Annotated in this window: 26 protein-coding genes and 1 tRNA gene; 10 read left to right on the forward strand and 17 right to left on the reverse strand. The window is 70.1% G+C overall.

All coding sequences use genetic code 11. The features are described from left to right. Positions 1–49 precede the first annotated feature (49 nt). Positions 50–1693 carry a DNA repair helicase XPB gene (locus ACR3IO_RS04300; RefSeq protein ID WP_434069942.1) on the forward strand — a complete coding sequence of 548 codons (1644 nt, stop codon included), beginning with the start codon at positions 50–52 and terminating at the stop codon, positions 1691–1693. Positions 1694–1700: 7 nt separating this feature from the next. On the opposite strand, the gene ACR3IO_RS04305 is transcribed toward ACR3IO_RS04300, so the two are convergent. The 3 genes from ACR3IO_RS04305 to ACR3IO_RS04315 are packed head-to-tail and all read right to left on the reverse strand — an operon-like array spanning position 1701 to position 4509. Next, positions 1701–2420 (reverse strand): pyrimidine reductase family protein, encoded by a 720-nt coding sequence (locus tag ACR3IO_RS04305; RefSeq protein ID WP_434069943.1) that lies wholly within the window; start codon positions 2418–2420, stop codon positions 1701–1703. Then, positions 2417–3280 carry a dihydropteroate synthase gene (folP, locus tag ACR3IO_RS04310; RefSeq protein ID WP_434069944.1) on the reverse strand — a complete coding sequence of 288 codons (864 nt, stop codon included), beginning with the start codon at positions 3278–3280 and terminating at the stop codon, positions 2417–2419. The genes ACR3IO_RS04305 and folP overlap by 4 nt, the downstream gene beginning before the upstream one ends. Continuing rightward, a complete protein-coding gene (locus ACR3IO_RS04315; protein WP_434069945.1) occupies positions 3277–4509 on the reverse strand; it encodes an NAD(P)/FAD-dependent oxidoreductase in 1233 nt (410 codons plus the stop codon). The genes folP and ACR3IO_RS04315 overlap by 4 nt, the downstream gene beginning before the upstream one ends. Before the next feature lie 134 nt (positions 4510–4643). On the opposite strand from ACR3IO_RS04315, the gene ACR3IO_RS04320 reads away from it, so the two are divergent. The 3 genes from ACR3IO_RS04320 (at position 4644) to ACR3IO_RS04330 (ending at position 7566) form a co-directional block, all read left to right on the forward strand. Beyond that, positions 4644–5339, forward strand: a complete 696-nt coding sequence (locus tag ACR3IO_RS04320) for a response regulator transcription factor (protein WP_157427308.1) — start codon at positions 4644–4646, stop codon at positions 5337–5339. A 31-nt stretch (positions 5340–5370) separates the two neighbouring features. Beyond that, positions 5371–7161 carry an ATP-binding protein gene (locus ACR3IO_RS04325; RefSeq protein ID WP_434069946.1) on the forward strand — a complete coding sequence of 597 codons (1791 nt, stop codon included), beginning with the start codon at positions 5371–5373 and terminating at the stop codon, positions 7159–7161. 114 nt (positions 7162–7275) lie between these two features. Next, on the forward strand, positions 7276–7566 hold the full coding sequence (locus ACR3IO_RS04330; RefSeq protein WP_434069947.1) for a WXG100 family type VII secretion target: 291 nt from the start codon (positions 7276–7278) through the stop codon (positions 7564–7566). Positions 7567–7667: 101 nt separating this feature from the next. Here ACR3IO_RS04330 and groL read toward each other — a convergent pair whose 3' ends face one another. The 5 genes from groL to ACR3IO_RS04355 all read right to left on the reverse strand — a co-directional run bounded on the left by groL (position 7668) and on the right by ACR3IO_RS04355 (position 11895). Further along, entirely contained in the window at positions 7668–9287 is a 1620-nt protein-coding gene (gene groL / locus ACR3IO_RS04335) for a chaperonin GroEL (protein ID WP_055856291.1), read from the reverse strand. A 132-nt stretch (positions 9288–9419) separates the two neighbouring features. Continuing rightward, positions 9420–10475 carry a DUF3048 domain-containing protein gene (locus ACR3IO_RS04340; RefSeq protein WP_434069948.1) on the reverse strand — a complete coding sequence of 352 codons (1056 nt, stop codon included), beginning with the start codon at positions 10473–10475 and terminating at the stop codon, positions 9420–9422. A gap of 135 nt (positions 10476–10610) precedes the next feature. Continuing rightward, positions 10611–10814, reverse strand: coding sequence for a cold-shock protein (locus ACR3IO_RS04345; protein ID WP_434069949.1), 204 nt, complete (start codon positions 10812–10814; stop codon positions 10611–10613). A 204-nt stretch (positions 10815–11018) separates the two neighbouring features. Further along, positions 11019–11561: a LytR C-terminal domain-containing protein gene (locus ACR3IO_RS04350; protein WP_434069950.1), complete on the reverse strand. Its 543-nt coding sequence runs from the start codon at positions 11559–11561 to the stop codon at positions 11019–11021. Between the two features lie 28 nt (positions 11562–11589). Further along, entirely contained in the window at positions 11590–11895 is a 306-nt protein-coding gene (locus ACR3IO_RS04355; RefSeq protein ID WP_434069951.1) for a DUF3263 domain-containing protein, read from the reverse strand. A gap of 152 nt (positions 11896–12047) precedes the next feature. Between ACR3IO_RS04355 and msrB the strand changes: the two genes are divergently transcribed. Further along, positions 12048–12449: a peptide-methionine (R)-S-oxide reductase MsrB gene (gene msrB / locus ACR3IO_RS04360; RefSeq protein WP_434069952.1), complete on the forward strand. Its 402-nt coding sequence runs from the start codon at positions 12048–12050 to the stop codon at positions 12447–12449. Between the two features lie 2 nt (positions 12450–12451). Next, a complete protein-coding gene (locus ACR3IO_RS04365) occupies positions 12452–13012 on the forward strand; it encodes a nitroreductase family protein (protein WP_434069953.1) in 561 nt (186 codons plus the stop codon). On the opposite strand, the gene ACR3IO_RS04370 is transcribed toward ACR3IO_RS04365, so the two are convergent. From ACR3IO_RS04370 to ACR3IO_RS04380, 3 genes are all read right to left on the reverse strand, one after another. Further along, entirely contained in the window at positions 12996–13964 is a 969-nt protein-coding gene (locus ACR3IO_RS04370; RefSeq protein WP_434069954.1) for a DMT family transporter, read from the reverse strand. The two genes, ACR3IO_RS04365 and ACR3IO_RS04370, sit on opposite strands and share 17 nt — an antisense overlap. Before the next feature lie 88 nt (positions 13965–14052). Beyond that, positions 14053–14125, reverse strand: a tRNA-Thr gene (locus ACR3IO_RS04375). Positions 14126–14201: 76 nt separating this feature from the next. Then, positions 14202–15131, reverse strand: a complete 930-nt coding sequence (locus ACR3IO_RS04380; RefSeq protein WP_434069955.1) for a thioredoxin domain-containing protein — start codon at positions 15129–15131, stop codon at positions 14202–14204. A 274-nt stretch (positions 15132–15405) separates the two neighbouring features. On the opposite strand from ACR3IO_RS04380, the gene ACR3IO_RS04385 reads away from it, so the two are divergent. Together ACR3IO_RS04385 and ACR3IO_RS04390 are read left to right on the forward strand one after the other, a co-directional pair. After that, positions 15406–16506, forward strand: a complete 1101-nt coding sequence (locus tag ACR3IO_RS04385; RefSeq protein WP_434069956.1) for an ABC transporter ATP-binding protein — start codon at positions 15406–15408, stop codon at positions 16504–16506. Positions 16507–16659: 153 nt separating this feature from the next. Then, positions 16660–17979 (forward strand): DUF4032 domain-containing protein, encoded by a 1320-nt coding sequence (locus ACR3IO_RS04390; RefSeq protein WP_434069957.1) that lies wholly within the window; start codon positions 16660–16662, stop codon positions 17977–17979. A 54-nt stretch (positions 17980–18033) separates the two neighbouring features. Here the strand turns inward: ACR3IO_RS04390 and rlmB are convergent, their stop codons facing one another. The 4 genes from rlmB to ACR3IO_RS04410 all read right to left on the reverse strand — a co-directional run bounded on the left by rlmB (position 18034) and on the right by ACR3IO_RS04410 (position 22312). After that, entirely contained in the window at positions 18034–19068 is a 1035-nt protein-coding gene (gene rlmB, locus ACR3IO_RS04395) for a 23S rRNA (guanosine(2251)-2'-O)-methyltransferase RlmB (RefSeq protein ID WP_434069958.1), read from the reverse strand. Next, positions 19065–20474, reverse strand: a complete 1410-nt coding sequence (gene cysS, locus ACR3IO_RS04400; RefSeq protein WP_434069959.1) for a cysteine--tRNA ligase — start codon at positions 20472–20474, stop codon at positions 19065–19067. The genes rlmB and cysS overlap by 4 nt, the downstream gene beginning before the upstream one ends. A gap of 67 nt (positions 20475–20541) precedes the next feature. Further along, positions 20542–21753 (reverse strand): 2-C-methyl-D-erythritol 4-phosphate cytidylyltransferase, encoded by a 1212-nt coding sequence (gene ispD, locus ACR3IO_RS04405; protein ID WP_434069960.1) that lies wholly within the window; start codon positions 21751–21753, stop codon positions 20542–20544. Between the two features lie 76 nt (positions 21754–21829). Then, positions 21830–22312 carry a CarD family transcriptional regulator gene (locus tag ACR3IO_RS04410; RefSeq protein WP_156997324.1) on the reverse strand — a complete coding sequence of 161 codons (483 nt, stop codon included), beginning with the start codon at positions 22310–22312 and terminating at the stop codon, positions 21830–21832. Positions 22313–22472: 160 nt separating this feature from the next. Between ACR3IO_RS04410 and ACR3IO_RS04415 the strand changes: the two genes are divergently transcribed. Next, positions 22473–22925, forward strand: coding sequence for a hypothetical protein (locus ACR3IO_RS04415; RefSeq protein ID WP_434069961.1), 453 nt, complete (start codon positions 22473–22475; stop codon positions 22923–22925). 109 nt (positions 22926–23034) lie between these two features. On the opposite strand, the gene ACR3IO_RS04420 is transcribed toward ACR3IO_RS04415, so the two are convergent. Further along, positions 23035–23715, reverse strand: a complete 681-nt coding sequence (locus ACR3IO_RS04420) for a winged helix-turn-helix domain-containing protein (RefSeq protein ID WP_434069962.1) — start codon at positions 23713–23715, stop codon at positions 23035–23037. A gap of 58 nt (positions 23716–23773) precedes the next feature. After that, positions 23774–25006 carry a sensor histidine kinase gene (locus tag ACR3IO_RS04425; protein ID WP_434069963.1) on the reverse strand — a complete coding sequence of 411 codons (1233 nt, stop codon included), beginning with the start codon at positions 25004–25006 and terminating at the stop codon, positions 23774–23776. Positions 25007–25200: 194 nt separating this feature from the next. On the opposite strand from ACR3IO_RS04425, the gene phoU reads away from it, so the two are divergent. Next, positions 25201–25863, forward strand: a complete 663-nt coding sequence (phoU, locus tag ACR3IO_RS04430; RefSeq protein ID WP_434069964.1) for a phosphate signaling complex protein PhoU — start codon at positions 25201–25203, stop codon at positions 25861–25863. Positions 25864–25902: the final 39 nt, after the last annotated feature.

The following is a 25902-nucleotide window of genomic DNA, read 5'->3' on the forward strand; positions in this document are numbered from 1 at the left end:
ACGGCGCACGAGGCCGCCCTCACATGAACCGGGCGTAGACTCGACGGTTATGTCAGACGGCCCCCTCATCGTGCAGAGCGACCGCACCGTGCTCCTCGAGGTCGCGCACCCGCTTGCAGAGGACGCGCGACACGACCTCGCGATCTTCGCCGAGCTCGAACGCGCACCCGAGCACATGCACACGTACCGCATCACCAGGCTCGGGCTCTGGAACGCCAGGGCCGCGGGGCACACGGCCGAGGACATGCTCGGCACGCTCGAGCGATATGCCAAGTTCCCCGTTCCGCAGACCGTCTCGGTGGACATGCGGGAGACCGTCGCGCGCTACGGCCGCCTCGTCGTCGATCGCACGGACGACGGCGCCCTCCGGCTGCGATCCGACGATCTCGCCGTGCTCACCGAGGTCGCCGGCGCCAAGCGCATCTCGCCGCTGCTGACCGAGCGCATCGACGAGACCGGATTCCTCGTCGAGGCCTGGGCGCGCGGCGCGCTCAAGCAGGAGCTCGTCAAGCTCGGCTGGCCGGCCGAAGACCTGGCGGGCTACACGCCCGGCACGCCGCATCCGATCGAGCTCGACGAATCCGGATGGCACCTGCGCGACTACCAGCAGAAGGCCGTCGACAACTTCTTCGACGGCGGTTCGGGCGTCGTGGTGCTCCCCTGCGGCGCCGGCAAGACCCTCGTCGGGGCGGGTGCGATGGCCACCGCGAAGACGACCACGCTCATCCTCGTGACGAACACCGTTTCGGCCCGCCAGTGGCGGGACGAGCTCCTGAAGCGCACGTCGCTCACGGCCGACGAGATCGGCGAATACTCCGGCCAGACGAAGGAGGTCAAGCCGGTCACCATCGCGACCTACCAGATCCTCACGGCGAAGCGGAAGGGCGAGTACGCGCACCTCGCGCTGCTCGACGCGCTCGACTGGGGACTCGTGGTCTACGACGAGGTGCACCTGCTGCCCGCACCCGTGTTCAAGCTCACCGCCGAGCTCCAGGCCCGCCGCCGACTCGGCCTCACCGCCACGCTCGTGCGTGAAGACGGTCGCGAGGGCGACGTGTTCAGCCTCATCGGACCGAAGCGCTTCGACGCGCCGTGGAAGGAGATCGAGGCGCAGGGCTTCATCTCCCCCGCCGCCTGCTACGAGGTGCGCATCGACCTGCCCCCGTACGAGCGGCTCGCGTACGCGGCATCCGCCGACGACGAGCGGTACCGTCTGGCCGCCACGGCCCCGGCCAAGCTCGAGGTGGTGAAGGAACTGGTCGCAAAGCACCAGGGCGAGCGCATCCTCGTCATCGGCCAGTACCTCGACCAGATCGACGAGCTCGCCGAGACGCTCGGCGCGCCGCAGCTCACGGGATCGACGCCCGTCGACGAGCGCGAGCGGCTCTTCCAGTCCTTCCGCGAGGGCACCACGCAGGTGCTCGTCGTCTCGAAGGTGGCGAACTTCTCGGTCGACCTCCCCGAGGCCACCGTGGCGATCCAGGTCTCGGGGTCGTACGGCTCGCGTCAGGAGGAGGCCCAGCGCCTCGGCCGCCTGCTGCGTCCGAAGGAGTCGGGGCTCACCGCGAACTTCTACACCCTCGTCTCGCGCGACACGGTCGACCAGGACTTCGCGCAGAACCGCCAGCGGTTCCTCGCCGAACAGGGCTACAGCTACACGATCCTCGACGCGCACTCGCTCGAAGCGGCCTGACGGCGCGTCAGGCCCGCGCGTAGCGCAACAGCACGAGGTCGCCCGCGGGCAGCGCGTGCACGAGGCGCATGCGATGCACCGACTCGCGCGCACCCCGGGCGATGCGGCCGCCATCGCCGCCGACGAGCGTCGGCGAGAGGCTGAGGCACACCTCGTCGACCAGGTCGGCGTCGAGCAGGCTGCCGAACAGGTGCGGGCCGCCCTCGCAGAGCACCTCGCCGAGGCTCTCCCGGGCGAGCGCGCGCAGCATCGCCGCGGGATCCACCGCCTCCTCGCCGCACACCAGCACGTCGGCCACGGCGGCGAGCGCGCGTCGTCGCGCCTCGGGCGCCGCGGCGTGCGTCACCACGAGCGGTCGCCGGACGGCCGCCTCGAAGAACGGATGCCGGGCATCGAGATCGAGCCGCGACGAGACCACGGCCACGCGCGGCTGCTCGGGCCTGCCGCGCGACACCCGCCACGCGGCATCCGCCTCGCTCACGGCGAGCCCGCCGTATCCCTCGGCCCGCACGGTTCCCGCACCGACCAGCACGACGTCGGCGAGGGTCCGCATCGCCTGCATGGCGCGCCGGTCGTTCTCGTCGCCCAGGCCGCCGCTGCGACCCTCGAGGGTCGCCGAGCCGTCGATGCTCGCCACGAAGTTCATCCGCACGCGCGCGCGCTCGCGATCAGGCCACGCGTAGGACGCCAGCAGCGTCTCGCGATCGATCGGAGGAGTCGCGTTCACCGGTTGTGCTCCAGGAACACGGGTTCGCGCCACCCCTCGATCGCCCCGATCATGCGCATCGCGTCGACCGTCTCGCGCACGTTGTGCACCCGCACGATGCGGGCGCCCTGCATCACGGCGTACACCGCCGCCGCGATCGACCCCTCGACGCGTTCTCCGCGACCGCGGCCGAGGCTCTCGCCGACGAAGTCCTTGTTCGACAGCGCCACGAGGGTCGGGTACCCGATCTCGACGATCTCGCCGAGTCGGCGCGTGAGCTCGAGCGAGTCGAGCGTGTGCTTGTTGAGGTCGTGCCCCGGGTCGATGATGATGCGATCGGATGCCACGCCCGCCGCCTCCGCCTTCGCGACGCGATCCCGCAGGAACGCCGCGACCTCGCCGACCACGTCGTCGTAGCGCGGCGACGGGAACGGCGTGCGCGGGGACGCGAGGCTGTGCGTGACGACGACCGCGGCGCCGGTTCCGACGAGCACGCCGGCCATCTCGGGATCGCTGAGCCCTGTGGTGTCGTTCACGACGTGGGCGCCTGCGGCGATGGCCTCGCGCGCGACCTCCGCGTGGAACGTGTCGACCGAGATCACTGCGCCGGAACCCGCGAGGGCGGCCACGACGGGGACGACGCGATCGATCTCCTCCGCCACCGGGATCGGCGGACCCGGTGCGAACTTCGCGCCGCCGATGTCGACCCAGTCGGCGCCGTCGGCGATCGCGCGTCCGGCCGCCGCGACGGCGGCGTCGAGCGCGTCGGTGCGTCCCCGGTCGTAGAAGGAGTCGGGCGTGCGGTTCACGATGGCCATGACGGCCACCTCGCGCGCGAAGTCGAACGTGCGCCCGCCCAATCGCATCACGGTGCCGCTCATGCCGGGATCAGGCTCTCGAGCGCGACCGACGGATCACCGAGGGCCGTGAGGTCCACCGGGACGTCGGCGCGGATGAGCGCCTGCACGGCATCGTTCACGTCCCACACGTTGACGTTCATGCCGGCGACGACGCGGCGCTCGCGCACCCAGAAGGCCATGAACTCGCGCGCGGCCACGTCGCCTCGGAAGACGACGGAAGCCCCGTCGGCGAGCGGACCGTACCCCGAGTACTCCATGCCCAGGTCGTACTGGTCGGTGAAGAAGTACGGGATCTCGTCGTACACGACCTGCGCTCCCGCGAGTGCACGGCCCACGGCCTGCCCCTGGTTCTGCGCGTTCGCCCAGTGCTCGACCCGCAGGTGGCGGTCGAGCACCGGGTGCCGCACGTTCGCGACGTCGCCCGCGGCGAACACGTCGGGGGCGCTGGTGCGGAACCCGTCATCCGTCACGATGCCGTCGTCGACCGTCAGGCGAGCGGATGCAGCGAGCTCGGTGTTCGGCACCGCCCCGATGCCCACGACGACGAGATCGGCGTCGAGCTCCTCGCCGGTGCCGAGGATGACGCCGTCGACACGACCCTTGCCGCGGACGGCGCTGACGCCCGCGCCCATGCGCAGCTCGACCCCGTGCTCGGCGTGCAGACTCGCGAAGACCGCGCCCACCTCGGGACCGACGGCCGACGCCAGCGGAACGGCGCCCGGTGCGATGACGGTCACCTCGTTGCCGTAGCTGCGCGCGGCGGCCGCGACCTCGAGTCCGATCCATCCGGCGCCCATGATCGCGACGCGTCGCCCGCCGGGCTTCAGGGCGGTGCGCAGGTGGGTCGCATCGTGGAGCGTCCGCAGCGTGTGCACGCCCGTGAGCCCCGCACCCGGACCCGAGAACGACCGCGGCCGAGCGCCGGTCGCGAGCAGCAGGCGGTCGTACGACACCGGCTCGCCGTCGATCGTCACGACGTGGGCATCGACGTCGAGGGCGGTCGCCTCGGCGCCAGTGCGGAGCTCGACGTCGTGCTCGTCGTACCAGGATCTCGGCAGCGGGATGGTGCTCGCCGCGTCATCCGTGCCGAGCAGGTACCCCTTCGACAGCGGCGGTCGCTCGTACGGCGGTCGGTCCTCGCGCGTCGCGACGACCACCTCGCCGTCGAAGCCCTCGTCGCGCAGGCTCTCGACGGCGCGTGCCGTCGTGAGCCCTCCCCCGATGATCACGATGCGCTCAGCCGCTGCCATGCTGCGAGTCTCGCACGACCGCTCGGCGCCCGGAAGTCGGCATCCGGCCGATGGCGCGCCGGTGCAGCAAGCACCCGAGGTTCTGTCGCAGACTTCACAGTCCACATTCAGGAAACCTGCAGCAGACTGAAAACATGGCTGACGGACCCAGAATCCTCATCGTCGACGACGAGCCCAACATCCGCGATCTGCTGACCACGAGCCTTCGGTTCGCGGGCTTCGCGGTGCGTGCCGTGGGCAACGGCGCGCAGACCATCTCCGCGGTTCTCGAAGAAGAACCCGACCTCATCATCCTCGACGTGATGCTCCCCGACATGAACGGGTTCGGCGTGACGAAGCGCCTGCGTTCGGCCGGCTACACCGCGCCAATCCTCTTCCTCACGGCGAAGGACGACACCGAAGACAAGATCACCGGCCTCACGGTGGGTGGCGACGACTACGTCACCAAGCCGTTCAGCCTCGACGAGATCGTCGCCCGCATCAAGGCGATCCTGCGGCGCACCATGCACGCCGAAGAGGATGCGGTGATCCGCACCGGCGAGCTCATGATGGACCAGGACACGCACGAGGTGCTCGTGGGCGACGTGCCGGTCGAGCTCTCCCCCACCGAGTTCAAGCTGCTGCGCTACCTCATGCTCAACCCCAACCGGGTGCTCTCGAAGGCGCAGATCCTCGACCACGTGTGGGAGTACGACTTCAACGGCGACGCCGGCATCGTCGAGAGCTACATCTCCTACCTCCGCCGCAAGCTCGACCAGCACTCGGCAGAGCCGCTGATCCAGACCAAACGCGGGTTCGGGTACATGCTGAAGTCCTCCTCCAAGCCCTGACTCAGGCTTCCCCGCCTAGACTCGCTCCGCTATGCATCAGACGATCTCCGAGCGGTGGAACCGCATCTCGCTTCGCACCAAGATCACCGGTGTGACGGTGCTGATGCTGACCCTCGGGCTCCTCGTCTCGGGCATCGGCACGGCGGCGATGCTGCGCTCGTACGTCGAGGACCAGACGGCGGCCAAGCTCAGCAGCATCGCGAGCGGCACGCTCGACCGCTACTTCGTCGACGAGGGCACGTCGGATGCCTCACCTGACGCGAGCTCGCGCAAGTTCTCGGAGAGCGACCAGGTCTTCGTCGCCGTCTACGACGAGTCCACGGGCCAGCTCGAGGGCACCAACTGGGACGAGCGCTCGGCCGATGCGCGGCCGCTCATCCCCGAGACCCTGACCCAGGGCGAGGTCAGCGCCATGAACTCGAAGAGTTCCGGCTACACGATGTTCCCGCTGAAGGATGCCAACGGCGACAAGACGTTCCGCGCGGTCGCGGCCCTGATGCTGGCCGACAGCCACGGCAACTACTCGCCGATCCTCATCGCGATCTCGTCGAAGGACACCGAGTCGCTCATCGCGGTGTACCTCACGATCTTCCTCGGCTTCGGCGTCGGCGTCGTGCTCGTCGGCGCGCTGCTGACCCGGATGCTCGTGACGACGACCTTCACGCCGCTCCGCGAGGTCGAGGCGACGGCGGCGGCCATCGCCGACGGCGACTTCAGCCAGCGCCTCGGCGGCGCCACGCCGAACACCGAGGTCGGGCGCCTCAATCGCTCGCTGAACACGATGCTGAACCGCATCGATCGGGCGTTCCGCGATCGGGCGCGCACGATCGACCAGATGCGCCGATTCGTCGGCGACGCATCCCACGAGCTGCGCACCCCGCTCGTCTCCGTCCGCGGGTACGCGGAGCTCTACCGCATGGGCGCGCTGCAGACGCCCGACGACGTGGCCCAGGCGATGGATCGCATCGAGAAGGAGGCCATCCGCATGGGCGGCCTCGTCGAGGACCTCCTCGCCCTCGCCCGTCTCGACGAGGCGAAGCCGCTCGAGCTCGCGGAGGTCGACCTCGTACCGCTCGCACGTGATGCCGCCCTCGATGCGATGGCCGCGCACCCGAGCCGAACGGTCACCGTGATCACGCCCGACGACGTGCACACGGCCGATGCCGCCGGCACGTCGCCCGGGACGAGCCCGGCTCCTGACGACGACGCCGCCGCCGAGCGCCCCTCCACCGGGGCGATCTCGTTCGCCGGCGCGACGCTCGCGAGGCTCCGGGGCCGTCGCCCCCGCGCCGAGTCCGCCGGTGCCACGTCGCGACGCGGCACCGGCGCGAGCACTCCGTCGACGCAGGCGCCCGTCGCAGGTCGCAACGCGTCAGCAGACGAGCACGATGGCAACGGCGCTCCGCAGACCCCGGGCGGGCACCCGCAGGCCGTCGTCCTCGCCGAGGAGAACAAGATCCGGCAGGTCATCACGAACCTGATGGGCAATGCGGTGCGATTCACCGCCGCCGACAGCCCCATCGAGATCCGGGTCAGCGCGGATGCCGCGAGCGAGCGGGCGATGATCGAGATCGTCGACCACGGCGACGGCATCCCGCCGCAGATCCGCGAGAAGATCTTCCAGCGCTTCTGGCGCGCCGACACGTCGCGCACCCGCGAGACGGGCGGCTCCGGTCTGGGCCTCGCGATCGTGTCGTCCATCGTGGCGGCCCACAACGGCAGCGTCGACGTGGTCGAGACCCCCGGCGGCGGTGCGACCTTCCGGGTCCAGTTGCCGCTCGCCGGCAGTGCCGCGGCCCCGCAGAGCGTGACGGCCGGCTGACCCGCCCTCCACCGGCACCTCGCGGGCGCGTGCGTAGCCGTCCTCGAGCAACCCGGCCCCCGCGGTGCGGCAGCGGACCTAGCGTGACCTTCACCACCGAATGAAGGGAATCCCATGTCGAGCTACCACGTCGATGCCGCCCAGGTCTCCGCAGCGACCCAGACCGTCAAAGGCACCATCGGGCGCATCCAATCCGAGGTCGCGTCCCTGCTCGGCCAGCTCTCCGGCCTGCAGTCCTCGTGGTCGGGGCAGGCGGCGACCGCGTTCCAGGGCGCCGTCGCCGATTGGCGCGAGACCCAGGTGCGGGTCGAGCAGAGCCTCGACAGCCTGAACCAGGCGCTCGGCCTCGCCGCAACGCAGTACGCCGAGGCCGAGCAGGCCAACGCCCGGCTCTTCCTGCGCTGACACCTGACAGCACCCGAACCGCCGGAACACGACGAAGGGCGCCTCCGAGAGGAGGCGCCCTTCGCGCTGATCAGGCCGTGACGGCCGGAGATCGGTTCGGACTAGAAGTCCATGCCACCCGTGGGGTCGCCGACCGGAGCCGGGTTCTTCTCGGGCTTGTCGGCGACGACGGCCTCGGTGGTGAGGAACAGGCCGGCGATCGACGCTGCGTTGAGCAGTGCCGAGCGGGTGACCTTCACCGGGTCGTTGATGCCGGCGGCCAGCATGTCGACGTACTCGCCGGTCGCGGCGTTCAGGCCCTGGCCGACGGGGAGGTTGCGCACGCGGTCGACCACGACGCCCGGCTCGAGGCCGGCGTTGAGGGCGATCTGCTTGAGCGGGGCGTCGATCGCGACGCGCACGATGTTCGCGCCCGTCGCCTCGTCGCCGGTGAGCTCGAGCTTCTCGAACGCGGTCTTGCCGGCCTGGATGAGGGCGACGCCACCACCGGCGACGATGCCCTCTTCGACGGCGGCCTTCGCGTTGCGGACGGCGTCTTCGATGCGGTGCTTGCGCTCCTTGAGCTCGACCTCGGTGGCCGCGCCCGCCTTGATGACGGCGACGCCGCCGGCGAGCTTGGCGAGACGCTCCTGGAGCTTCTCGCGGTCGTAGTCGGAGTCGGTGTTCTCGATCTCGGCGCGGATCTGCGCGACGCGACCGGCGATGCCCTCTTCGTCACCGGCACCCTCGACGATGGTCGTCTCGTCCTTGGTGATGATGACCTTGCGGGCCTGGCCGAGCAGGTCGAGGGTGACGTTCTCGAGCTTGAGGCCGACCTCCTCGGAGATGACCTGGCCGCCGGTGAGGATCGCGATGTCCTGGAGCTGCGCCTTGCGACGGTCGCCGAAGCCGGGAGCCTTGACGGCGACCGACTTGAAGATGCCGCGGATCTTGTTCACGATCAGGGTCGCGAGCGCCTCGCCGTCGACGTCCTCGGCGATGATGAGCAGCTGCTTGCCCGTCTGGATCACCTTGTCGACGATGGGGAGCAGGTCCTTGATGTTCGAGACCTTGCCGTTGACGATCAGGATGTACGGGTCTTCGAAGACCGCTTCCTGGCGCTCGGGGTCGGTGACGAAGTACGCCGACAGGTAGCCCTTGTCGAAGCGCATGCCCTCGGTGAGCTCGAGCTCGGTGCCGAAGGTGTTCGACTCCTCGACGGTGACGACGCCTTCCTTGCCCACCTTGTCGATGGCCTCGGCGATCAGCGCGCCGATCTCGAGGTCGCCGGCGGAGATGGACGCGGTGGCGGCGATCTCCTCCTTGGTCTCGACCTCCTTGGCGTTGGCGACGAGCTCGGCGGTCACGGCGGCGACGGCCTTCTCGATGCCGCGCTTCAGCGAGATGGGGTCGGCGCCTGCGGCGACGTTGCGAAGGCCCTCGCGCACGAGCGCCTGGGCGAGCACGACCGAGGTCGTGGTGCCGTCACCGGCGACGTCGTCGGTCTTCTTGGCGACCTCCTTGACGAGTTCGGCGCCGATCTTCTCGTACGGGTCGTCGAGCTCGATCTCCTTGGCGATCGACACGCCGTCGTTCGTGATGGTGGGAGCGCCCCACTTCTTCTCGAGCACGACGTTGCGACCGCGCGGGCCGAGGGTCACCTTGACCGCGTCGGCGAGCGTGTTGAGGCCACGCTCGAGACCGCGGCGGGCCTCCTCGTTGAAAGCAATGATCTTTGCCATGTGTGTTTCTCGTCCCTTCTCGGACGTCTCAAAGATTCGTGTTAGCACTCGATTCGGATGAGTGCTAAGTCGATTCTGGCACTCGACCGCGCCGAGTGCAAGCGAGCGCCGGGCGCCCTGCGCAACGTTCGCTCAGGGCGCGAACGTCACCGAACCCTCGGTCGGCACCAGCTCGATCCACGTGTTGCCGGGCGCGAGCCGCAGCGGCTCACCGGCGTCCGAGGTGAGCACGATCGGCGACGCCGCATCCTTCTTCGACCAGGTCCCGTGCGCGGTGCGGCCGGCGACCGACGCCCAGACCTCGCCCGAGCCGACCATCACGGTCTTCGGCACGTCACCGTAGGTCCAGTCGATGCCGACGCGCATCGTCACGACGTTCACGGCGCGCACGCGATCGCCCGACGACTCCATGTCGGGTTGCCCCTCCTGCGAACGCAGCCACGTCGATGTCGCGGCGTCCCAGCTCCACGAGGGGTACCGCTCCTCGGAGAAGACCTGCGAGATCCCCGAGGTCGGCGCAGCCTCGAGGGCCGGGTCGGCGAGCGGGTCCGCGTCCCCGTAGGCGAACTGCACCGGCGGAGGAGGCAGGTCGGGGTACCGGCCGACGGCCTCGGATGCCGCGAGGATCACGTCGTGCGGCCCGGGGCGCTCGTCGGCGCGGTGGAACAGTCCGGTGTCGTCGTAGTCGAAGACGATGTTCACGACGGGCGCGGCCTGCATCATCGCCACGAACTGGTCCTGGCCGCCCGAGTACGCGATGATGCCGCCGAAGGGCGTCACGATGTCGGGATCCATGGGCCGGATCGATCGAACCGGGCCGACCTCGTCGGGGACATCCGAATGCCAGATGGCGACGTACCTCGTGAGCCCGCCCTCGACGAGTTCCTCGAAGACGATGTCGGTGCGGTTCAGCGTGATCTGCGGCCGCGCCTCTTCATGGTCGTCGATCTTCACCGCGATCGACGGATGCTGCATCGCCGCCCAGTCGGCGGGTGCGCCCCGGAGCGGGGAGAACGCGATCGTCACGGGTTTGCCGGAGGTGCCGACCGGCCTTGCCGCCGGCGTCTCGGTCACGAGCGGGTCGACGTCGATCGGCGTTCCCGTGCAGCCGGCCAGCATGATCGCGGATGCCGCGAGCAGCACTCCGAGCGCCCTCCACCCCGTGGCCGAACGAACGCCCCTCGCCATGGCGAACAGCAAACCATCCGGACCGGGCCGTTGCCATGCGACGCGCCGTACCGTGTCGCGGTTTCGCCGCATCGGCGCCGGCGGAGACGACGAAGCGCCGCCGGCTGGAGACCTGCGGCGCTTCATCGACTCGTCTCAGGCCGGGCGGACCGCTTCGGCCTGGGGGCCCTTCGAGCCCGTGCCGACCTCGAACACGACGGCCTGGCCCTCTTCGAGGACCTTGTAGCCGGCCATGTCGATCGCCGAGTAGTGGACGAACACGTCCTGACCCCCCTCGTCGACGGTGATGAATCCGTAGCCTTTTTCAGCGTTGAACCACTTGACGGTTCCGTTCGCCATGCGTTGCTCCCATATAGCTGTGTGTCGTTCAGCACGTGCCTGTCGCCAGTACCGGGCCTCTGATTCGTGCTGACTTGGACCACTGGTGGGACCGGGCCTTACACGGGTTCGAGCGACCAATTCCAGATACTAATGACGCACACACGGCAAAGAGAAGGGGTTCGACGCAACGAAATGTCGCGGAATGGCAACGATTCGCCGTTCTCAGCCGGCGGCGCTCTCCGCGTAGTCGGAACCGACCACGAGCACCAGCGGGGTGCCGATCTCGCCGAACTTGGCATCCAGACGCACGTCGGCACCCGGGATCGCCTGCGCGACGCCGCGCGCGGCACCCTCGAGGTCGGCCGTGGCGTAGTAGACCACCGTCTCGGTGATGTCCGCCTCGCTCGCATTGGCCGTCGTGCTGACGGGGATGCCGGCGGCCGTGAGCGCATCGCCGGCCGTCGCGGCCAGCCCGGCCGTCTCGGTGCCGTTCAGCACCGTCACGGGCACGTCGGCGGCGATCGTCGGCTCGGCCGTGACGACCGGAGCCGGCGTCGTCGAGGGAGACGCCTCCGAGAAGTCGACCCGGTCGTTGACGACGACCACGCCGGCGATGCCGATGCCGGTGAGGACGGCGGTGGCGAGCACCGCCCAGCCGAAGGCGATCCACCGCGCACCGCGGCGTTGCGGGGCGCGATGCGCACCGACCCGCTCGATGCCATGCGGGATGGAGTCGAATCGGTCTCGTGGATAGTTCTGCGCCATGGGTCCAGTCGTGGGTTCGGGGCCGTGCTCAATCGAGCGGGCGATGGTTCGAGAGGGAGCGGCGTGCACGCTCCGCGGCACGTGCCTCGCGCATGCGCTGCAGCCGCTTGACGAGCATCGGGTCGTGGCGCAGTGCGGCCGGCGAGTCGATCAGCTCGCCGAGGATCCGATAGTAGCGAGCGGCGGACATCTCGAACTCGTCGCGGATGCCCTCGGCCTTCGTGCCCGGCTGCTGCCAGGAGCGCGCCTCGAATGCGAGCACGCGGACGGCGAAGTCGTCGAGCTTGGCCCCTGACTCGGTGCGAGGGTGCGGCTGCGCGGGCTCGGCGCTCATGTTCCTCCTCGGATTCCGTCAGGGCTTCGCTTCGGGTGACATCCTAGGGATCCGCACCCGTGAGGGAGCCGAGCGTCGGCGGCGTGTGCGCGCGGCCGTCATGCCTCCAGGACGTGCGACGATGGACTGAGCCGACATTCTGGAGGAACGCGATGGCGTATCGAGTGGAGAAGTCCGACGGCGAGTGGCGCGAGCAGCTCGGCGAAGAGCAGTTCGCGGTGCTCCGCGAAGCCTCGACCGAACGGCCCTGGACGGGCGAACTGCTCGATGAGGAGCGTGCCGGCGTGTACGCCTGCGCCGCATGCGGAGCCGAGCTGTTCAAGAGCGGCACGAAGTTCGACTCCGGCTGCGGATGGCCGAGCTTCTACGAGTCGGTGCGCCCCGAGGCCGTCGAGCTCATCGAGGACACCTCGCTCGGGATGGTCCGCACCGAGGTCCGCTGCGCGGCATGCGGCTCGCATCTCGGCCATGTCTTCCCCGACGGCTTCGGCACCCCGACCGGCGACCGGTACTGCATGAACTCGATCGCACTCGACTTCACGCCCGAGTCCTGAGCGTGCGGCCGGTCCTCGCCGCGGCGAACTCCCGGCGCTCGGTGTCGAAGGTGACGGATGCCGCGCCCGACGACGCCGAACTGCTGGAGCTGCTCGACGCCGCGGGGCGCGTCGCAGACCACGCGTCGCTGCGGCCGTGGCGCGTCGTCGCCCTCCGCGGCGTGGCGCGCGAGCGCCTCGGGGCCGCCCTCGTCGAGGCCGCCGGCCTCGCGCCCGACGACCACGGGGCGTCGAAGCTCGCCGGAAAGCCGTTGCGCGCACCCGTGCTCCTCGCCATCGTCGCTGTTCGCACACCCGAGCACGAGAAGGTGCCCGAGTGGGAGCAGGACGCCACGGCGGCGGGCGTCGCGCACCTGCTCGAACTGCTGCTCGACGAGGCCGGTTGGGGCGTCATGTGGCGCACGGGGCCGCACACGCGGCATCCGGCCGTCGCGACCATGCACGGGCTCCAGGAGCACGAGGCGCTGCTCGGTTGGCTCTACGTCGGCGGCAGGCCCGACCGTTGGCGGGCCGACCGCCGCCGAGCGAGCGACGCCGCGGCGAGGTTCACGACCCTGACGTGACCGCCGGGTCGTCGGCCGCGAGCGCATGCCGGTGCCGCTTCCACCGCACGCTCGCGATGACGACCGCGACGAGCGCGAGGAAGGTCCCGGCGACGGTCGCCAGGTCGACCGTCGCATCCCCGACCGGCCAGAACACGTCGAGCGCGAGCGCCGCCGTGAGCTGACCCGCCACTCCCCCGAGCGCGAGCACGAGCACCCCGACCACCCGGACGACCATGGCCTGCGCCGCGATGAAGACGCAGCCGATCGCGCCACCGGCGTACAGCCAGGGCTCGGTCGGCAGGGATGCGGGCCAGCCGGCGGATGCCGCGTGCACGAGCGTCACGAGGACGAGCACCGCGGTGCCGACCACGAAGTTCACGAGGGTCGAGGTGAGGGCGCTCGACGCCGCCGAGCGGATGCGGCCGTTGACCGCCTGCTGCCAGGCCGAACCGAGCCCGGCCGTGAACGGCAGCAGGATCAGGAGCACCGGCACGTCGCCGCCGATCTCGGAGGAGACCGTCCAGATCACCGCGCCGAGGGCGGTCGCCGCTCCGATCGCCCTCGTGACGGTGAGCGGGCGCCGCCCGGCCGGTCCGAGTCCGACGAGGTCGAAGACGACGCCGCCGACGGTCTGGCCGGCCACGATCGACACGGTGAACAGGGCGACGCCGATCACGCCGGACGAGAGCCCCTGCGTGACCACGAACCAGGCGCCGGCGACGCCGCCGAGGAGCATCCACCACGCCACCCGCCCCGCGCGCATCTCGCCGAGCACCTTCCGGAAGCCGTCGCGACCCGGTCGCCAGAACACGAGCACCACGAGCAGGATCACGAGTCCGCTGCCGAACGAGATCGTCGCGGCCGTGTACGCGTCGTCGAGGCGCACCGCGAGCTGCCCGTTGATGCGCGACTGCACGGCGGTGAAGGCCCCGGCGGCCACGGCCAGGACGATGGCGACCCCGGCGGGCATGAGCCGGGGCTCGGCGTGGGCGTGCCGGTGCCCGGGTGCCTCGACGGCCGCGCCAGGCGCGGTGCTCGGAGCAGGATCGTCGGTCAAGTGCCGGCTGCGGGACTCGAACCCGCAACCCCCGCTTTACAAGAGCGGTGCGCTACCAATTGCGCCAAGCCGGCGAGGCGGAGCCCCAGGCCATGATATCGATCGTGCGGCGGCCTCCGAATCCGGATGCCGCCGCACGATCGACGTTCGCTACTCCGCCGGCGTCGGGGTCGGCGTCGGCGTCGGGGTGGACTCCGACTCGTTGAACGTGGCGCTCGTCGCCTGCACGACGAACGACTGGAACTCCTGCGCGTCCGTGAGCGAGCCGCTGTACTGCTGGCCGTTCACGAGGACGGTGGGCGTGCCGGTGACCGACGCGAGGTCGGAGTTCGGGATCGGCTCGGTGAGGGCCCGGTTCGTGGCATCCTGCACCCACGACTTGAATCGCATGTCGTCGATGCAGCCGCCGACCGACGACGCCGCACCGACGTCGTTCGCGAGCTTCTTCAGGTCGGAGTTCGACAGGCCCGTCGATCCCTCTTCGGGCTGGTTCTCGAAGAGGATCGCGTTGTAGTCGAAGAAGGCGTCGGGCGAGAGGTCGGCGACGCACGCCGCGGCGTTCGCCGCACGCAGCGAGTACTGCGTACCGGCCGACTGGTTCGTGAGAATCGCGATCGGGTGGATCTCGAGCGTCGCCGCACCGGACTCGACCATGGTGCGCATGGCCTCGGAGTTCGTCGTCTCGAACTGGCCGCAGTAGGGGCACAGGTAGTCGATGTACGTGACGATGTTCGCGACGGTGCCGCTCTCGTCGGGCACGGTCGGCGTGGGGTCCTCGCCCGCGTCGAGGGCCGGCGTCTCGGCTGCCGTGATGGCGCCGTCTTCGCCCGCGATGAGCAGGATGCCGTCGCTCGCCATGTTCGCCGGGCCCGGCCCTGCGGGCTTGATGTTGTTGAAGATGAGCGTTCCGATGAGCCCGGCGACCACCAGGACGGCGACGATGACGCCACCCTGGATCAGCAGCTTGTTGCGCCTCTCGCGCTTCTTCTGCTCCTCGCGCAGGACGCGGGCCTTCTCGCGGGCCGCCTCCCGGCGATCGTTACGGGTGGCGCGTGGCTGATTGGATCCGCCGTTGGTCATCGATGGTCACTCCGGTCGCTGTGTGGGCGCGCGCGTACTGCGAACGCACCCACGATAGTAGGAACGGTGGCTGTGAATCCGCCACACGGACAGCGCCGTCCGATGGCCCCGCCGGTCGGTCGGGCCATCCGCTCCCGTCCCGACCGCGCGGGCCCCCTCGGCCGTGGTCCGACCGCGCCGTGCCGCATGCGATACTGGAGAGGCGTCACCGATGACGCAGTCCATCACTACGGATCGTCCGGCACGTACCTGCCGGTGAAGGAGAAGAAGAACCATGGCGTCAGTCACGTTCGACAAGGCCACCCGCCTCTACCCCGGCGGCACGCGTCCGGCCGTCGACCAGCTCGACCTCGATGTCGCAGACGGCGAGTTCCTCGTCCTCGTCGGCCCCTCCGGTTGCGGCAAGTCCACGTCGCTCCGCATGCTCGCCGGCCTCGAAGAGGTCAACGACGGCAACATCTTCATCGGCGACCGCAACGTCACCGACGTGCCCCCGAAGGATCGCGACATCGCGATGGTCTTCCAGAACTACGCGCTCTACCCCCACATGACCGTGGCCGAGAACATGGGCTTCGCGCTCAAGATCGCGGGCGTCGGCAAGGAGGAGCGTGCCGCTCGCGTGCTCGAGGCCGCGAAGCTGCTCGACCTCGAGCCCTACCTGAGCCGCAAGCCCAAGGCGCTCTCCGGCGGCCAGCGTCAGCGCGTCGCCATGGGCCGCGCGATCGTGCGCCAGCCGCAGGTGTTCCTCATGGACGAGCCGCTGTCGAACCTCGACGCCAAGCTCCGCGTGCAGACCCGCACCCAGATCGCGTCGCTCCAGCGCCGCCTCGGCGTCACCACGGTCTACGTCACGCACGACCAGACCGAGGCGCTCACCATGGGCGACCGCATCGCCGTGCTGAAGGACGGCCTGCTGCAGCAGGTCGGCACCCCGCGCGACCTGTACGAGAAGCCGCAGAACGTCTTCGTCGCCGGCTTCATCGGCTCGCCCGCGATGAACCTGTTCCACGCGGACCTCGTCGAGGGCGGCGTGCTCTTCGGCACGGCCACGGTTCCGGTCGACCGCGACGTGCTCTCCGAGGCGTCGAGCAAGAGCGCGACCATCGGCGTGCGCCCCGAGGACATCACCGTCTCCGCGCACGAGGGCGAGGGCCTCGCGGTCGACGTCGACCTCGTCGAGGAGCTCGGCGCCGACGGCTACCTCTACGGCCACTCGACGGTCGAGGGCAAGCGCACCGACATCGTCGCCCGTGTCGACGGACGCAGCCACCCGAACGCCGGCGACCGCGTGTACCTCACGGCCACGCCGAACCACGTGCACCTGTTCGACATCGAGTCGGGTCTGCGCCTCGGCAACAAGGCCGTCGTCGCCTGACGCCGTCGCACCATCCACGATCGACGCCGGTCGGGCTCAGGCCCGGCCGGCGTCGGCCGTTTCCGGCACGCGACGGCCCGCGGCATCCGTGGTGCTGATGGATGCGGGAACCGGTTCGTCGGCGGGTGCCGCCCACGGCTACGCTGAAGCACGATGAGCGGCTCACTTTCGATCACGTCGGCGATGACCGATCCGGCACTGCTCGACCTGCCCTGGCACCTGCCGCTGGAGGCATGGCCGAACGAGAACATCGCGACGCTGCCCAAGGGCATCTCGCGTCACCTCGTGCGCTTCGCGCACCTGGCCGGCCACGTGGTCGCCATCAAGGAGACCACGGCCGAGATGGCGCGCGGCGAGTACGAGATGCTCCGCATGCTGCAGCGGCTCGAGATCCCCTGCGTCGATCCGGCCGCCGTGATCACCAACCGCACCGATTCCGACGGCGAGCCCCTGAAGCCGGTGCTCGTCACACGGCACCTCCGGTTCTCGCTCCCCTACCGCGCCCTGTTCTCGCAGACGCTCCGGCCCGACACGGCGACCAGGCTCGTCGACGCGCTCGCCGTCCTCCTGGTGCGCCTGCACATCGTCGGCTTCTTCTGGGGCGACGTCTCGCTCTCGAACACGCTGTTCCGGCGCGATGCCGGCTCCTTCGCCGCATACCTCGTCGATGCCGAGACCGGCAAGCTCTACGAGGGCGGCCTCTCGAACGGACAGCGCGAGAACGACCTCGAGATCGCGCGGGTGAACATCGCCGGCGAGCTGCTCGACCTCGAGGCGGGCGGCCGCGTCGCCGACGAGCTCGACCCCGTGCGCATCTCGAACGGCATCGTGGCGGCCTATCGCAGCCTCTGGCAGGAGCTCACGGGCGCCGAGTCGTTCTCGTCCGCCGAACGCTGGCGCATCAACGAACGCGTGAGCCGCTTGAACGAGCTCGGGTTCGACATCGAGGAGCTCGCGATCCGCACCTCCGACGCGGGCACGACCGTGCGCATCCAGCCGAAGGTCGTCGATGCCGGACACCACCAGCGCCGACTGCTGCGCCTCACGGGGCTCGACGCGGGCGAGAACCAGGCCCGTCGCCTGCTGAACGACCTCGACTCGTACCGCGCATCGTACGGCAAGGAGGCCCTCGACGAGGAGATGGTCGCCCACGAGTGGCTCATGCGCGTGTTCGAGCCGGTCGTCCGGGCGATCCCGCTCGAACTGCGCGGCAAACTCGAGCCCGCAGAGGTGTTCCACCAACTGCTGGACCACCGGTGGTTCCTCGCCCAGCAGGCCGGTCACGACATCCCCCTCGCCGAGGCGGTGGGCTCGTACATCAACACCGTCCTGCGTCATCGACGCGACGAGGCGACCGTGATCGGACCGCAGACCGGCGCGATCACCACGTCCATCGACGTCGTGCCGCTCGACACGGCCGCCGTCGCGGTGGTCGACCCCGACGACGAGAACGACTGGCGCGCGAAGGTCTGAGACGGCGATCGCGCTCGTGCACGGCGACCGTGCACGAGCGCGACGCGGCGGCTGCTACGCCTTCTCGGCGCGGAGGCGGGAGATCTCGTAGAGCGTGACGGATGCCGCGATGCCGGCGTTCAGGGACTCGGTGGCCGCACTGATCGGGATCGAGACGATCGCGTCGCACGTCTCGGCCACGAGCCGGGACAGGCCCTTGCCCTCGCTGCCCACGACGATGACGATCGGGCGCTCGGCCCAGGAGAGGCCGGGAAGCGAGACGTCTCCGTCGCCGTCGAGGCCGAGCACGAAGACGCCGCGCTCCTTCAGCGCCTTGAGCGTCTGCGTGAGGTTCGACGCCATCGCGACCGGGACGCGCGCGGCCGCGCCGGCGGAGGTCTTCCAGGCGCCGGCGTTGACGCCGACCGAGCGGCGCTGCGGCACGATCACGCCCTGCCCGCCGAACGCGGCCGTCGAGCGGATGATCGCGCCGAGGTTCCGGGCGTCGGTGATGCCGTCGAGGGCGACGAAGAGCGGGGTCTCGTCGCCGGCGAGGATCTCGTCGAGCAGTTCGATCGGGTGGGCGTACTCGTACGGCGGCACCTTGAGCGCGAGGCCCTGGTGCACGCCGCCCTCGCCGGCGAGGCGGTCGAGCTCGGGTCGCATGACCTCGAGGATGGGGATGCCGCGGTTGGTGGCGATCTTCATCGCCTCCTTCACGCGGTCGTCCATCTCGATGCGCGCGGCGACGTAGAGCGTCGTCGCGGGGATGCGAGTGCGGAGCGCCTCGACGACGGAGTTGCGACCCGTCACGATCTCGGACTCGTCGCCCGACTTCGAGCGACGCGAGGCGCCCGACGCACCGCGGGGCGCACCGGAGCGGGAGCCCTGGCCAGCGACCTTCCCGGCGGGCTTGCCGCCCTTTCCGCCCGATGCGGCGTAGCGCTCCTGCGCCGCCTTGCGCTTGCCTGCGGGATGCCAGGCGCGATCCTCGGCCTTCGGCGTCGGTCCCTTGCCCTCGAGCGCCTGACGCCCCTGGCCTCCGGATCCGACTTGCTTGCCCTTGGCCTTGCGCACGGCTCCGGCGCGCGGCTTGCTGCTGCCCTTCATGATTCCAAGCTCCAATGCGTGCCGGTCTGGCTGTCTTCGATGGTGATGCCCGCAGCCGAGAGTTCGGCGCGGATTCGGTCGGCGGCGGCGAAGTCCTTGGCTGCGCGCGCCGCGTGGCGGTCTTCGATGAGTCGGTCGACGAGGGCCTCGAGCGCGGATGCCGCAGGCCCGGCGTCTGGCGCCCACTTCGGGTCACGCGGGTCGATGCCGAGCACGCCGACCATGGCGCCGACCTGGCCCTGCAACTCCGCGGCCTCGTGCAGTTCGTCGGAGTCCAGCGCCTGGTTGCCGGCGCGCACGGTGTCGTGCAGCACGGCGAGTGCCTGAGGAACGCCGAGATCGTCGTCCATGGCGAGGCCGAACGCCTCGGGGATCACGGGTGCGCCGACGCCGGCGAACCTCGTGCCGGCCAGGCGCCGCTCGACGCGCTCGAGGAACGTGCGGATGCGGTCGACCGCGGCCTCGGCCTCGGCGAGCGACGTCGGCGCGTAGTCGAGCGTCGAGCGGTAGTGCGCCGCACCGAGCAGGTAGCGGACGGCGAGCGGCGACGCGAGCCCGAGCAGGTCGCCGGCGTAGACGGAGTTCCCGAGCGACTTGGACATCTTCTGCCCGCCGATGTTCACCAGGCCGTTGTGCACCCAGTACCGCGCGTACGCGTCGCCCGCGGCGGTCGACTGGGCGAGCTCGTTCTCGTGGTGCGGGAAGCGCAGGTCGAGTCCACCGCCGTGGATGTCGAACTCGGCGCCGAGGTACCTCGTCGCCATCGCGGAGCACTCGATGTGCCAGCCGGGCCGGCCCTCACCCCAGGGGGACGGCCAGGACGCGGACGCGGGCTCGTCGGCCTTGCGCCCCTTCCACAGGGCGAAGTCGCGGGGGTCGCGCTTGCCGCGCGGATCGGCGTCGGCCGCGGCCTCCATGTTGTCGCGGGCCTGGCGGGTGAGTTCGCCGTAGCCGGACCAGCTCGCGGTGTCGAAGTACACGTCGCCAGAGGTATCGGGAGCCGCGTAGGCGTGACCCGCCTCGACGAGCCGGGAGATGAGCTCCTGCATCTGCTGCACGCTCGCGGTCGCCCGCGGCTCGTACGTCGGAGGCTGGATGCCGAGTGAGGCGTACGCCGCCTGGAACTCGAGCTCGACGCGGTACGCGAGCGCCCACCACTCCTCGCCCGTGGCGGCGTCGAGGATCTTGTCGTCGATGTCGGTGACGTTGCGCACGAACGCGACGTCGTACCCGCGGTACGAGAACCAGCGGCGCAGGATGTCGTAGACGAGGGCGCTGCGAAGGTGCCCGATGTGGGGGCTCGACTGCACCGTCGGTCCGCAGACGTACATGCCGACGTGTCCCTCGCGGAGGGGCACGAAGTCACGCAGGGCCTGGGCCTTCGAGTCGTAGAGTCGCACGGTCACCTCGCAAGCCTACCGGCGCGCGCCCGCGCATCCGCTGTGCCCGCCCGGCGGCGGCGTGCTGCGCCGCTCAGCGGGTCGTGAGCAGGGCGGTCGCGATCGCCTGGACGCCCTCGCCGCGCCCCGTGAATCCGAGGCCGTCGGTCGTGGTCGCGGCGACCGAGACGGGCGCTCCGAGCACGCCCGACAGCAGCGCCTCGGCCTCGCCGCGTCGCGGAGCGAGCTTCGGACGGTTGCCGAGGACCTGCACCGAGACGTTGACGATGCGGAATCCGGATGCCTCGACCAGCCGCCGCGTCTCGGCGAGGAACACATCGCCGTGGGCTGCGGCGAACCTCGGGTCCGCGGTGCCGAAGACGGCGCCGACATCGCCGAGGCCCGCAGCCGCGAGCAGGGCGTCGCAGATCGCGTGGGCGGCCGCATCGCCGTCGGAGTGCCCGGACAGTCCGCGCTCCCCCGGCCATTCGAGACCGGCGAGCCAGAGGGAGGTGGCGGCGTCGTCGTCGAAGGCGTGCACGTCGACGCCGGTGCCGATGCGCATCCCGGCCGAGTGCGGGCGGTCGTGTCCGGCGTGCGTCATCTCGGGCCTCTCGTCGCGAACCAGTCGTTCGGCGCGCCGGAGGTCTTCGGGCACCGTGATCTTGAAGGCGCGCGCGTCGCCCGGGACCAGGTCGACCGGGAGGCCGACGGCCGCGACGAGCGATGCGTCGTCGGTGTGCTCGGCGAGCGAGCCGACGACGCCGTACGCCTCGTCGAGCGATTCGCGCGGGAAGCCCTGCGGCGTCTGCACCGCCGCGAGCCGGTCGCGGTCGACGGTCTCGACGACACGGCCCGATTCGACGCGCTTGATCGTGTCGACGACGGGCAGGCCCGGCACGACGCCGTGGCCCCTCGCGCGCACGGCCGCGACCACCTCGTCGAACAGCGCAGGCGGGGTCAGCGGTCGGGCGGCGTCGTGGACGAGCACGGTGTCGACGAGGCGGGGCAGCACGGCGAGTCCCGCCGCGACGGATTCCTGCCGACTCTCGGCACCCGCCACCACGTCGAAGGGGGCGGATGCCGCGGCCGCGACCCTCGCGAATCGCTCCCGCACCTCGGCGACGCGCGCCTCGGGCGCGACGACGACGACGTGCGGGCGTTCCTGCATGCGCAGGACGGCATCGAGTGCGACGCCGAGGATGTCGGAGCGTCCGAGCGGGACGAAGGCCTTCGGCTCCGCGTGACCGAGCCGGCTGCCGCTGCCCGCGGCGACGAGGATGACGGCGACCGTGGAGGCACTCATGGTTCGAGCGTATCCGCCCTCGCCCGGACACGACGACGGCACCGCGGTCGGGATCGACCGCGATGCCGTCGGGAGACTAGGACGCGAGGACCTCGTCGAGCACGGTCGACGCAGCCTCTTCGTCGGTCTTCTCTGCGAGCGCGAGCTCGGAGATGAGGATCTGACGGGCCTTGGCCAGCATGCGCTTCTCGCCTGCGGACAGGCCGCGATCCTGGTCGCGGCGCCACAGGTCGCGAACCACTTCGGAGACCTTGATCACGTCGCCGGAGGCGAGCTTCTCGAGATTCGCCTTGTAGCGGCGCGACCAGTTGGTCGGCTCCTCGGTGAACGGGGCCCGCAGCACTTCGAACACCTTGTCGAGTCCGTCTTGGCCGATGACGTCGCGGACGCCGACCAGATCGACATTCTCGGCAGGGACCTCGATGACGAGATCACCCTGCGTGACGTTCAGCTTCAGGTATTTCTTGGTCTCGCCCTTGATGACGCGGTCTTTGACTTCGATGATCGTCGCGGCACCGTGGTGCGGATACACGACGGTCTCGCCAACCTCAAAAAGCATGAATGTATGTCCTTCCGGCAACTTTCAGGATATCACATTCAGGTTCGTGCTAAGGTTCCGCCGCTGATGCCCGGGCCGCTGCACGCCGTTAGGCTACACTCGGATTCGATTCCTGTGCTTGCGGCGAGAGCCCGCCTGCACGCCCGTACTTGGAGGTTCTGTGAAGGCGCGTCTCGCGGCATCCGCTGTTCTGGCTCTGGGTCTCGCCATCGGCGCGACCGGCTGCTCGATGGTCACCTACCAGGCGACCACCGAGCACTACGACGCGAGTGACGGGGTCTCCGCGACCATCGGCGATCTCGCCCTGCGCAACGTGCTCGTCGTGAGCGACGACGGCGAAGACGGCAACCTCGTGATGACCGTCGTCAACACCGGCGACAGCGACCTCACCCTGACGATCGAGCCCACCGGCGCCGACTCCGTCGACCTCGAGGTCCCGGCCCACGAGACGGTCGTCCTCGGCTCCGAGGACACCGAGCCGCTCCTGCTCGAGGGCATCGACGCCGAGGTCGGCGGACTCACCCCGATCTTCTTCCAGTACGGCGGCGAGGAGGGCCTCGAGAAGGAGGTCCCCGTGCTCGACAGCCGCCTCTACGAGGGCCTCGCCCCGTAGCCTCGCGCCCCGCTGCACGACGATGGCCGCGGCATCCGAACACCGAGAGGTGCGGATGCCGCGGCCATCGTCATGAGCGCAGCAGGGCGGGTCGTCCGCTGCGCGCCCGTCAGGCCTCGAAGCGGTAGCCGAGTCCGCGCACGGTGACCAGTTGCACGGGCTCCGAGGGCTGCTGCTCGATCTTGGAGCGGATGCGCTTGATGTGCACGTCGAGGGTCTTCGTGTCGCCGAAGTAGTCGGACCCCCACACGCGGTCGATCAGCTGGCCCCGGGTGAGCACTCGCCCGGGATTGCGCATGAGCAGCTCGAGCAGCTCGAATTCCTTCAGCGGCATGGGCACGGCCTCGCCGTCGACCTCGACCGTGTGGCGATCCACGTCCATGCGGACCCTGCCGCCCTCGAGCAGGGCGTCGTCGAAGTCCTCCGCGTCGAGGCGACGGCGCAGCACCGCGCGGATGCGGGCCAGGAGCTCGCGGGTCGAGTAGGGCTTCGTCACGTAGTCGTCGGCGCCGAGCTCGAGCCCCACGACGATGTCGATCTCGGAGTCCTTCGCGGTGAGCATGATGATCGGCACGTTCGAGCGCGCCCGGATCTCCCGGCAGACCTCGGTGCCGGGCAGCCCGGGGAGCATGAGGTCGAGCAGGATCAGGTCCGCCCCGCTCCGGTCGAACGCCGCGATCGCCGAGGGGCCGTCGGCGGCCACCTCGATCTCGTAGCCCTCTCGTTCGAGCAGGAAGCTCAGCGGGTCGCTCAGGGCGATCTCGTCTTCGACGAGCAGGATGCGGGTCACGGGCGGTTCTCTCCTCGGATGGGGCTCGGCGTGCAGCGCCGGCCAGTGGTCGATCAGGTCAGCGGACCGGATGCGGTGTGCGCTTCTTGCCACCCGATGACGGCTTCGACGGCGCCGGCGAATGCGCGGTGCCGGCCGCTCCGGATTTCGGCGACGACGGTTCCGACGCCGACTCGGCGAGCGGCAGTCGGATCATGAACGTCGAGCCCCGACCGGGCTGCGACCAGACGCGCACGTCGCCGCCGTGGTTCTGCACCGTGTGCTTCACGATGCTGAGGCCGAGCCCCGACCCGCCGGTGTTGCGCGAGCGGGCCTGGTCGACCCGGAAGAACCGTTCGAACACGCGGTCGAGGTCGTCGCCCTCGATGCCGATGCCCTGGTCGGTGACGGCGATCTCGACCGCGTCGTCGTGCACCTTGACGCCGACGCCGACGCGACCGCCCTCGTTGGAGTACGCGATCGCATTCGAGATGAGGTTGTGCACGGCGACGATCATGAGGGAGCGGTCGCCGTAGACCTGCGCGCCCGGCACGATGCGGACGGCGACGTCGACGTGCTTGGCCGCCGCGACGATGCGATTCTGGTCGACGGCCTCGGAGACGACGTCGTCGACCGACACGAGCACGTCGGGCCGCAGGGCGTCCCGGGCCTGCAGCCTCGAGAGTTCGATGACCTCGCTCGTGATGTGCGCGAGGCGCGTGGCCTCGGTCGAGAGCCGGCTCGCGAAGCGCCGGACCTGGTCGGGCTCGTCGGCGGCCATCTCGAGCGCCTCCGCGAGCAGGCTCACCGAGGCGATGGGCGTCTTCAGCTCGTGGCTGATGTTGGCGACGAAGTCGCGCCGGACCTCGTCGAGGCGATGCGCCTCGGTACGGTCCTCGGCGAGCAGCAGCACGAAGCGCGTGCCGAGGCGGGCGACGAGCACGTGCAGCCGCATGGTCGACTCGCCGTACGGACCGCGGTTGACCGAGATCTCCTCGGTGACCGTCTCGCCGTCTCGCCGCACGGATGCCGCGAGCGCCAGGAGTTCGGGATGGGTCAACGCCCCCGCGTGCACGAGGCCGAGGGCATGCGCGCCCGGCGACGCCTTGAGCACGTTGTTCGACGGATCGAGCACGATGCCGGCGGATTCCAGGACCTCGAGCACCTGCTCCACGCCGTCGGGGATGCTGGGCGCGATGACGTTCGCCGCACGCGCTCCTCGGCGCTCCGCCATGTAGAGCGTGAGCAGAAAACCGGCGCCGAGGAACACGCCGAGGGCCAGCGCGACGAGCACCAACCAGATGGAATCCATGTCTGTAGCGTAACCACACGATGATCGGCCCGATCGCCGCTTCCCGCCGGCTGCGGCGGTAGGTTAACGAGTGTTCAGACCCACGGCACCTCCCGTTCACCTTCGAACGGGACGATGTCGGGGCCTGGCGTCAACCGGGCGCTCAAGCGTGCGCTTCGCGCGCCGCTTCCGCCGAGAGAAGGAAGAATCCATTCATGCGTGAGGTGTTCCAGCAGGAACTGCGGGAGGTCCAGGAGCGACTCGTCGAGATCGCCGAGCTCGTCGCCGCATCGATCGACAAGGCCACTCGCGCGTTCAACGAGTCCGACGTGAGCCTCGCCGAGGAGGTGATCGCCGAGGACCACCGCATCGACCAGGGCACGGTCGCGCTCGACGAGCTCGCCATCACCATCCTCGCGAAGCAGCAGCCGGTCGCCCGCGACCTCCGCATCGTCGTGAGCGCCCTGCGCATCAGCGCCTCGCTCGAGCGCATGGGCGACATGTCGACCCACATCGCCCAGCTCGCGCGCTACCGGTTCCCCGACAAGGTGGTGCCGAAGAAGCTCCGCGGCACGTTCGCCGACATGGGGGCGCTCGACGTCGAGATCGCGTTGAAGCTCGCGGAACTGCTCCGCACCGAGGACGTCAAGCTCGCCGAGGAGATCCGCAACGAGGACGACAAGGTCGACGACCTGCACCTCTCGGTCTTCGACACGGTGCTCGGCGAGAAGTGGAAGGGCGAGGCCGCCGACACCGTCGACGCGACGCTCGCGAGCCGCTACCACGAGCGCTTCGCCGACCACGCCGTGTCCATCGCGAAGAAGGTCCAGTACCTCGTGACGGGCGACTGGGACCCCGACATCAGCGCGGGCGTCTGACACGACCTGCACGCGGCATCCGCCGCTCGCCGGCACCCG

It is taken from the genome of Agromyces sp. Marseille-Q5079 (genome assembly GCF_051016555.1).
Taxonomy (GTDB): Bacteria; Actinomycetota; Actinomycetes; order Actinomycetales; family Microbacteriaceae; genus Agromyces.

What these genes read in the sequence shown, in the direction of transcription:
- msrB (WP_434069952.1), top strand. Translation starts at nt 12,048, where the DNA reads ATGGCGTATCGAGTGGAGAAGTCCGACGGCGAGTGGCGCGAGCAGCTC.
- ACR3IO_RS04330 (WP_434069947.1), top strand. Translation starts at nt 7,276, where the DNA reads ATGTCGAGCTACCACGTCGATGCCGCCCAGGTCTCCGCAGCGACCCAG.
- ACR3IO_RS04350 (WP_434069950.1), bottom strand. Translation starts at nt 11,561, where the DNA reads ATGGCGCAGAACTATCCACGAGACCGATTCGACTCCATCCCGCATGGC.
- ACR3IO_RS04410 (WP_156997324.1), bottom strand. Translation starts at nt 22,312, where the DNA reads ATGCTTTTTGAGGTTGGCGAGACCGTCGTGTATCCGCACCACGGTGCC.
- ACR3IO_RS04425 (WP_434069963.1), bottom strand. Translation starts at nt 25,006, where the DNA reads ATGGATTCCATCTGGTTGGTGCTCGTCGCGCTGGCCCTCGGCGTGTTC.
- ACR3IO_RS04320 (WP_157427308.1), top strand. Translation starts at nt 4,644, where the DNA reads ATGGCTGACGGACCCAGAATCCTCATCGTCGACGACGAGCCCAACATC.
- ACR3IO_RS04370 (WP_434069954.1), bottom strand. Translation starts at nt 13,964, where the DNA reads ATGCCCGCCGGGGTCGCCATCGTCCTGGCCGTGGCCGCCGGGGCCTTC.
- ACR3IO_RS04315 (WP_434069945.1), bottom strand. Translation starts at nt 4,509, where the DNA reads ATGGCAGCGGCTGAGCGCATCGTGATCATCGGGGGAGGGCTCACGACG.
- ACR3IO_RS04355 (WP_434069951.1), bottom strand. Translation starts at nt 11,895, where the DNA reads ATGAGCGCCGAGCCCGCGCAGCCGCACCCTCGCACCGAGTCAGGGGCC.
- folP (WP_434069944.1), bottom strand. Translation starts at nt 3,280, where the DNA reads ATGAGCGGCACCGTGATGCGATTGGGCGGGCGCACGTTCGACTTCGCG.
- ACR3IO_RS04325 (WP_434069946.1), top strand. Translation starts at nt 5,371, where the DNA reads ATGCATCAGACGATCTCCGAGCGGTGGAACCGCATCTCGCTTCGCACC.
- ACR3IO_RS04385 (WP_434069956.1), top strand. Translation starts at nt 15,406, where the DNA reads ATGGCGTCAGTCACGTTCGACAAGGCCACCCGCCTCTACCCCGGCGGC.
- rlmB (WP_434069958.1), bottom strand. Translation starts at nt 19,068, where the DNA reads ATGAAGGGCAGCAGCAAGCCGCGCGCCGGAGCCGTGCGCAAGGCCAAG.
- groL (WP_055856291.1), bottom strand. Translation starts at nt 9,287, where the DNA reads ATGGCAAAGATCATTGCTTTCAACGAGGAGGCCCGCCGCGGTCTCGAG.
- ACR3IO_RS04380 (WP_434069955.1), bottom strand. Translation starts at nt 15,131, where the DNA reads ATGACCAACGGCGGATCCAATCAGCCACGCGCCACCCGTAACGATCGC.
- phoU (WP_434069964.1), top strand. Translation starts at nt 25,201, where the DNA reads ATGCGTGAGGTGTTCCAGCAGGAACTGCGGGAGGTCCAGGAGCGACTC.
- ACR3IO_RS04390 (WP_434069957.1), top strand. Translation starts at nt 16,660, where the DNA reads ATGAGCGGCTCACTTTCGATCACGTCGGCGATGACCGATCCGGCACTG.
- ispD (WP_434069960.1), bottom strand. Translation starts at nt 21,753, where the DNA reads ATGAGTGCCTCCACGGTCGCCGTCATCCTCGTCGCCGCGGGCAGCGGC.
- ACR3IO_RS04340 (WP_434069948.1), bottom strand. Translation starts at nt 10,475, where the DNA reads ATGGCGAGGGGCGTTCGTTCGGCCACGGGGTGGAGGGCGCTCGGAGTG.
- ACR3IO_RS04345 (WP_434069949.1), bottom strand. Translation starts at nt 10,814, where the DNA reads ATGGCGAACGGAACCGTCAAGTGGTTCAACGCTGAAAAAGGCTACGGA.
- ACR3IO_RS04300 (WP_434069942.1), top strand. Translation starts at nt 50, where the DNA reads ATGTCAGACGGCCCCCTCATCGTGCAGAGCGACCGCACCGTGCTCCTC.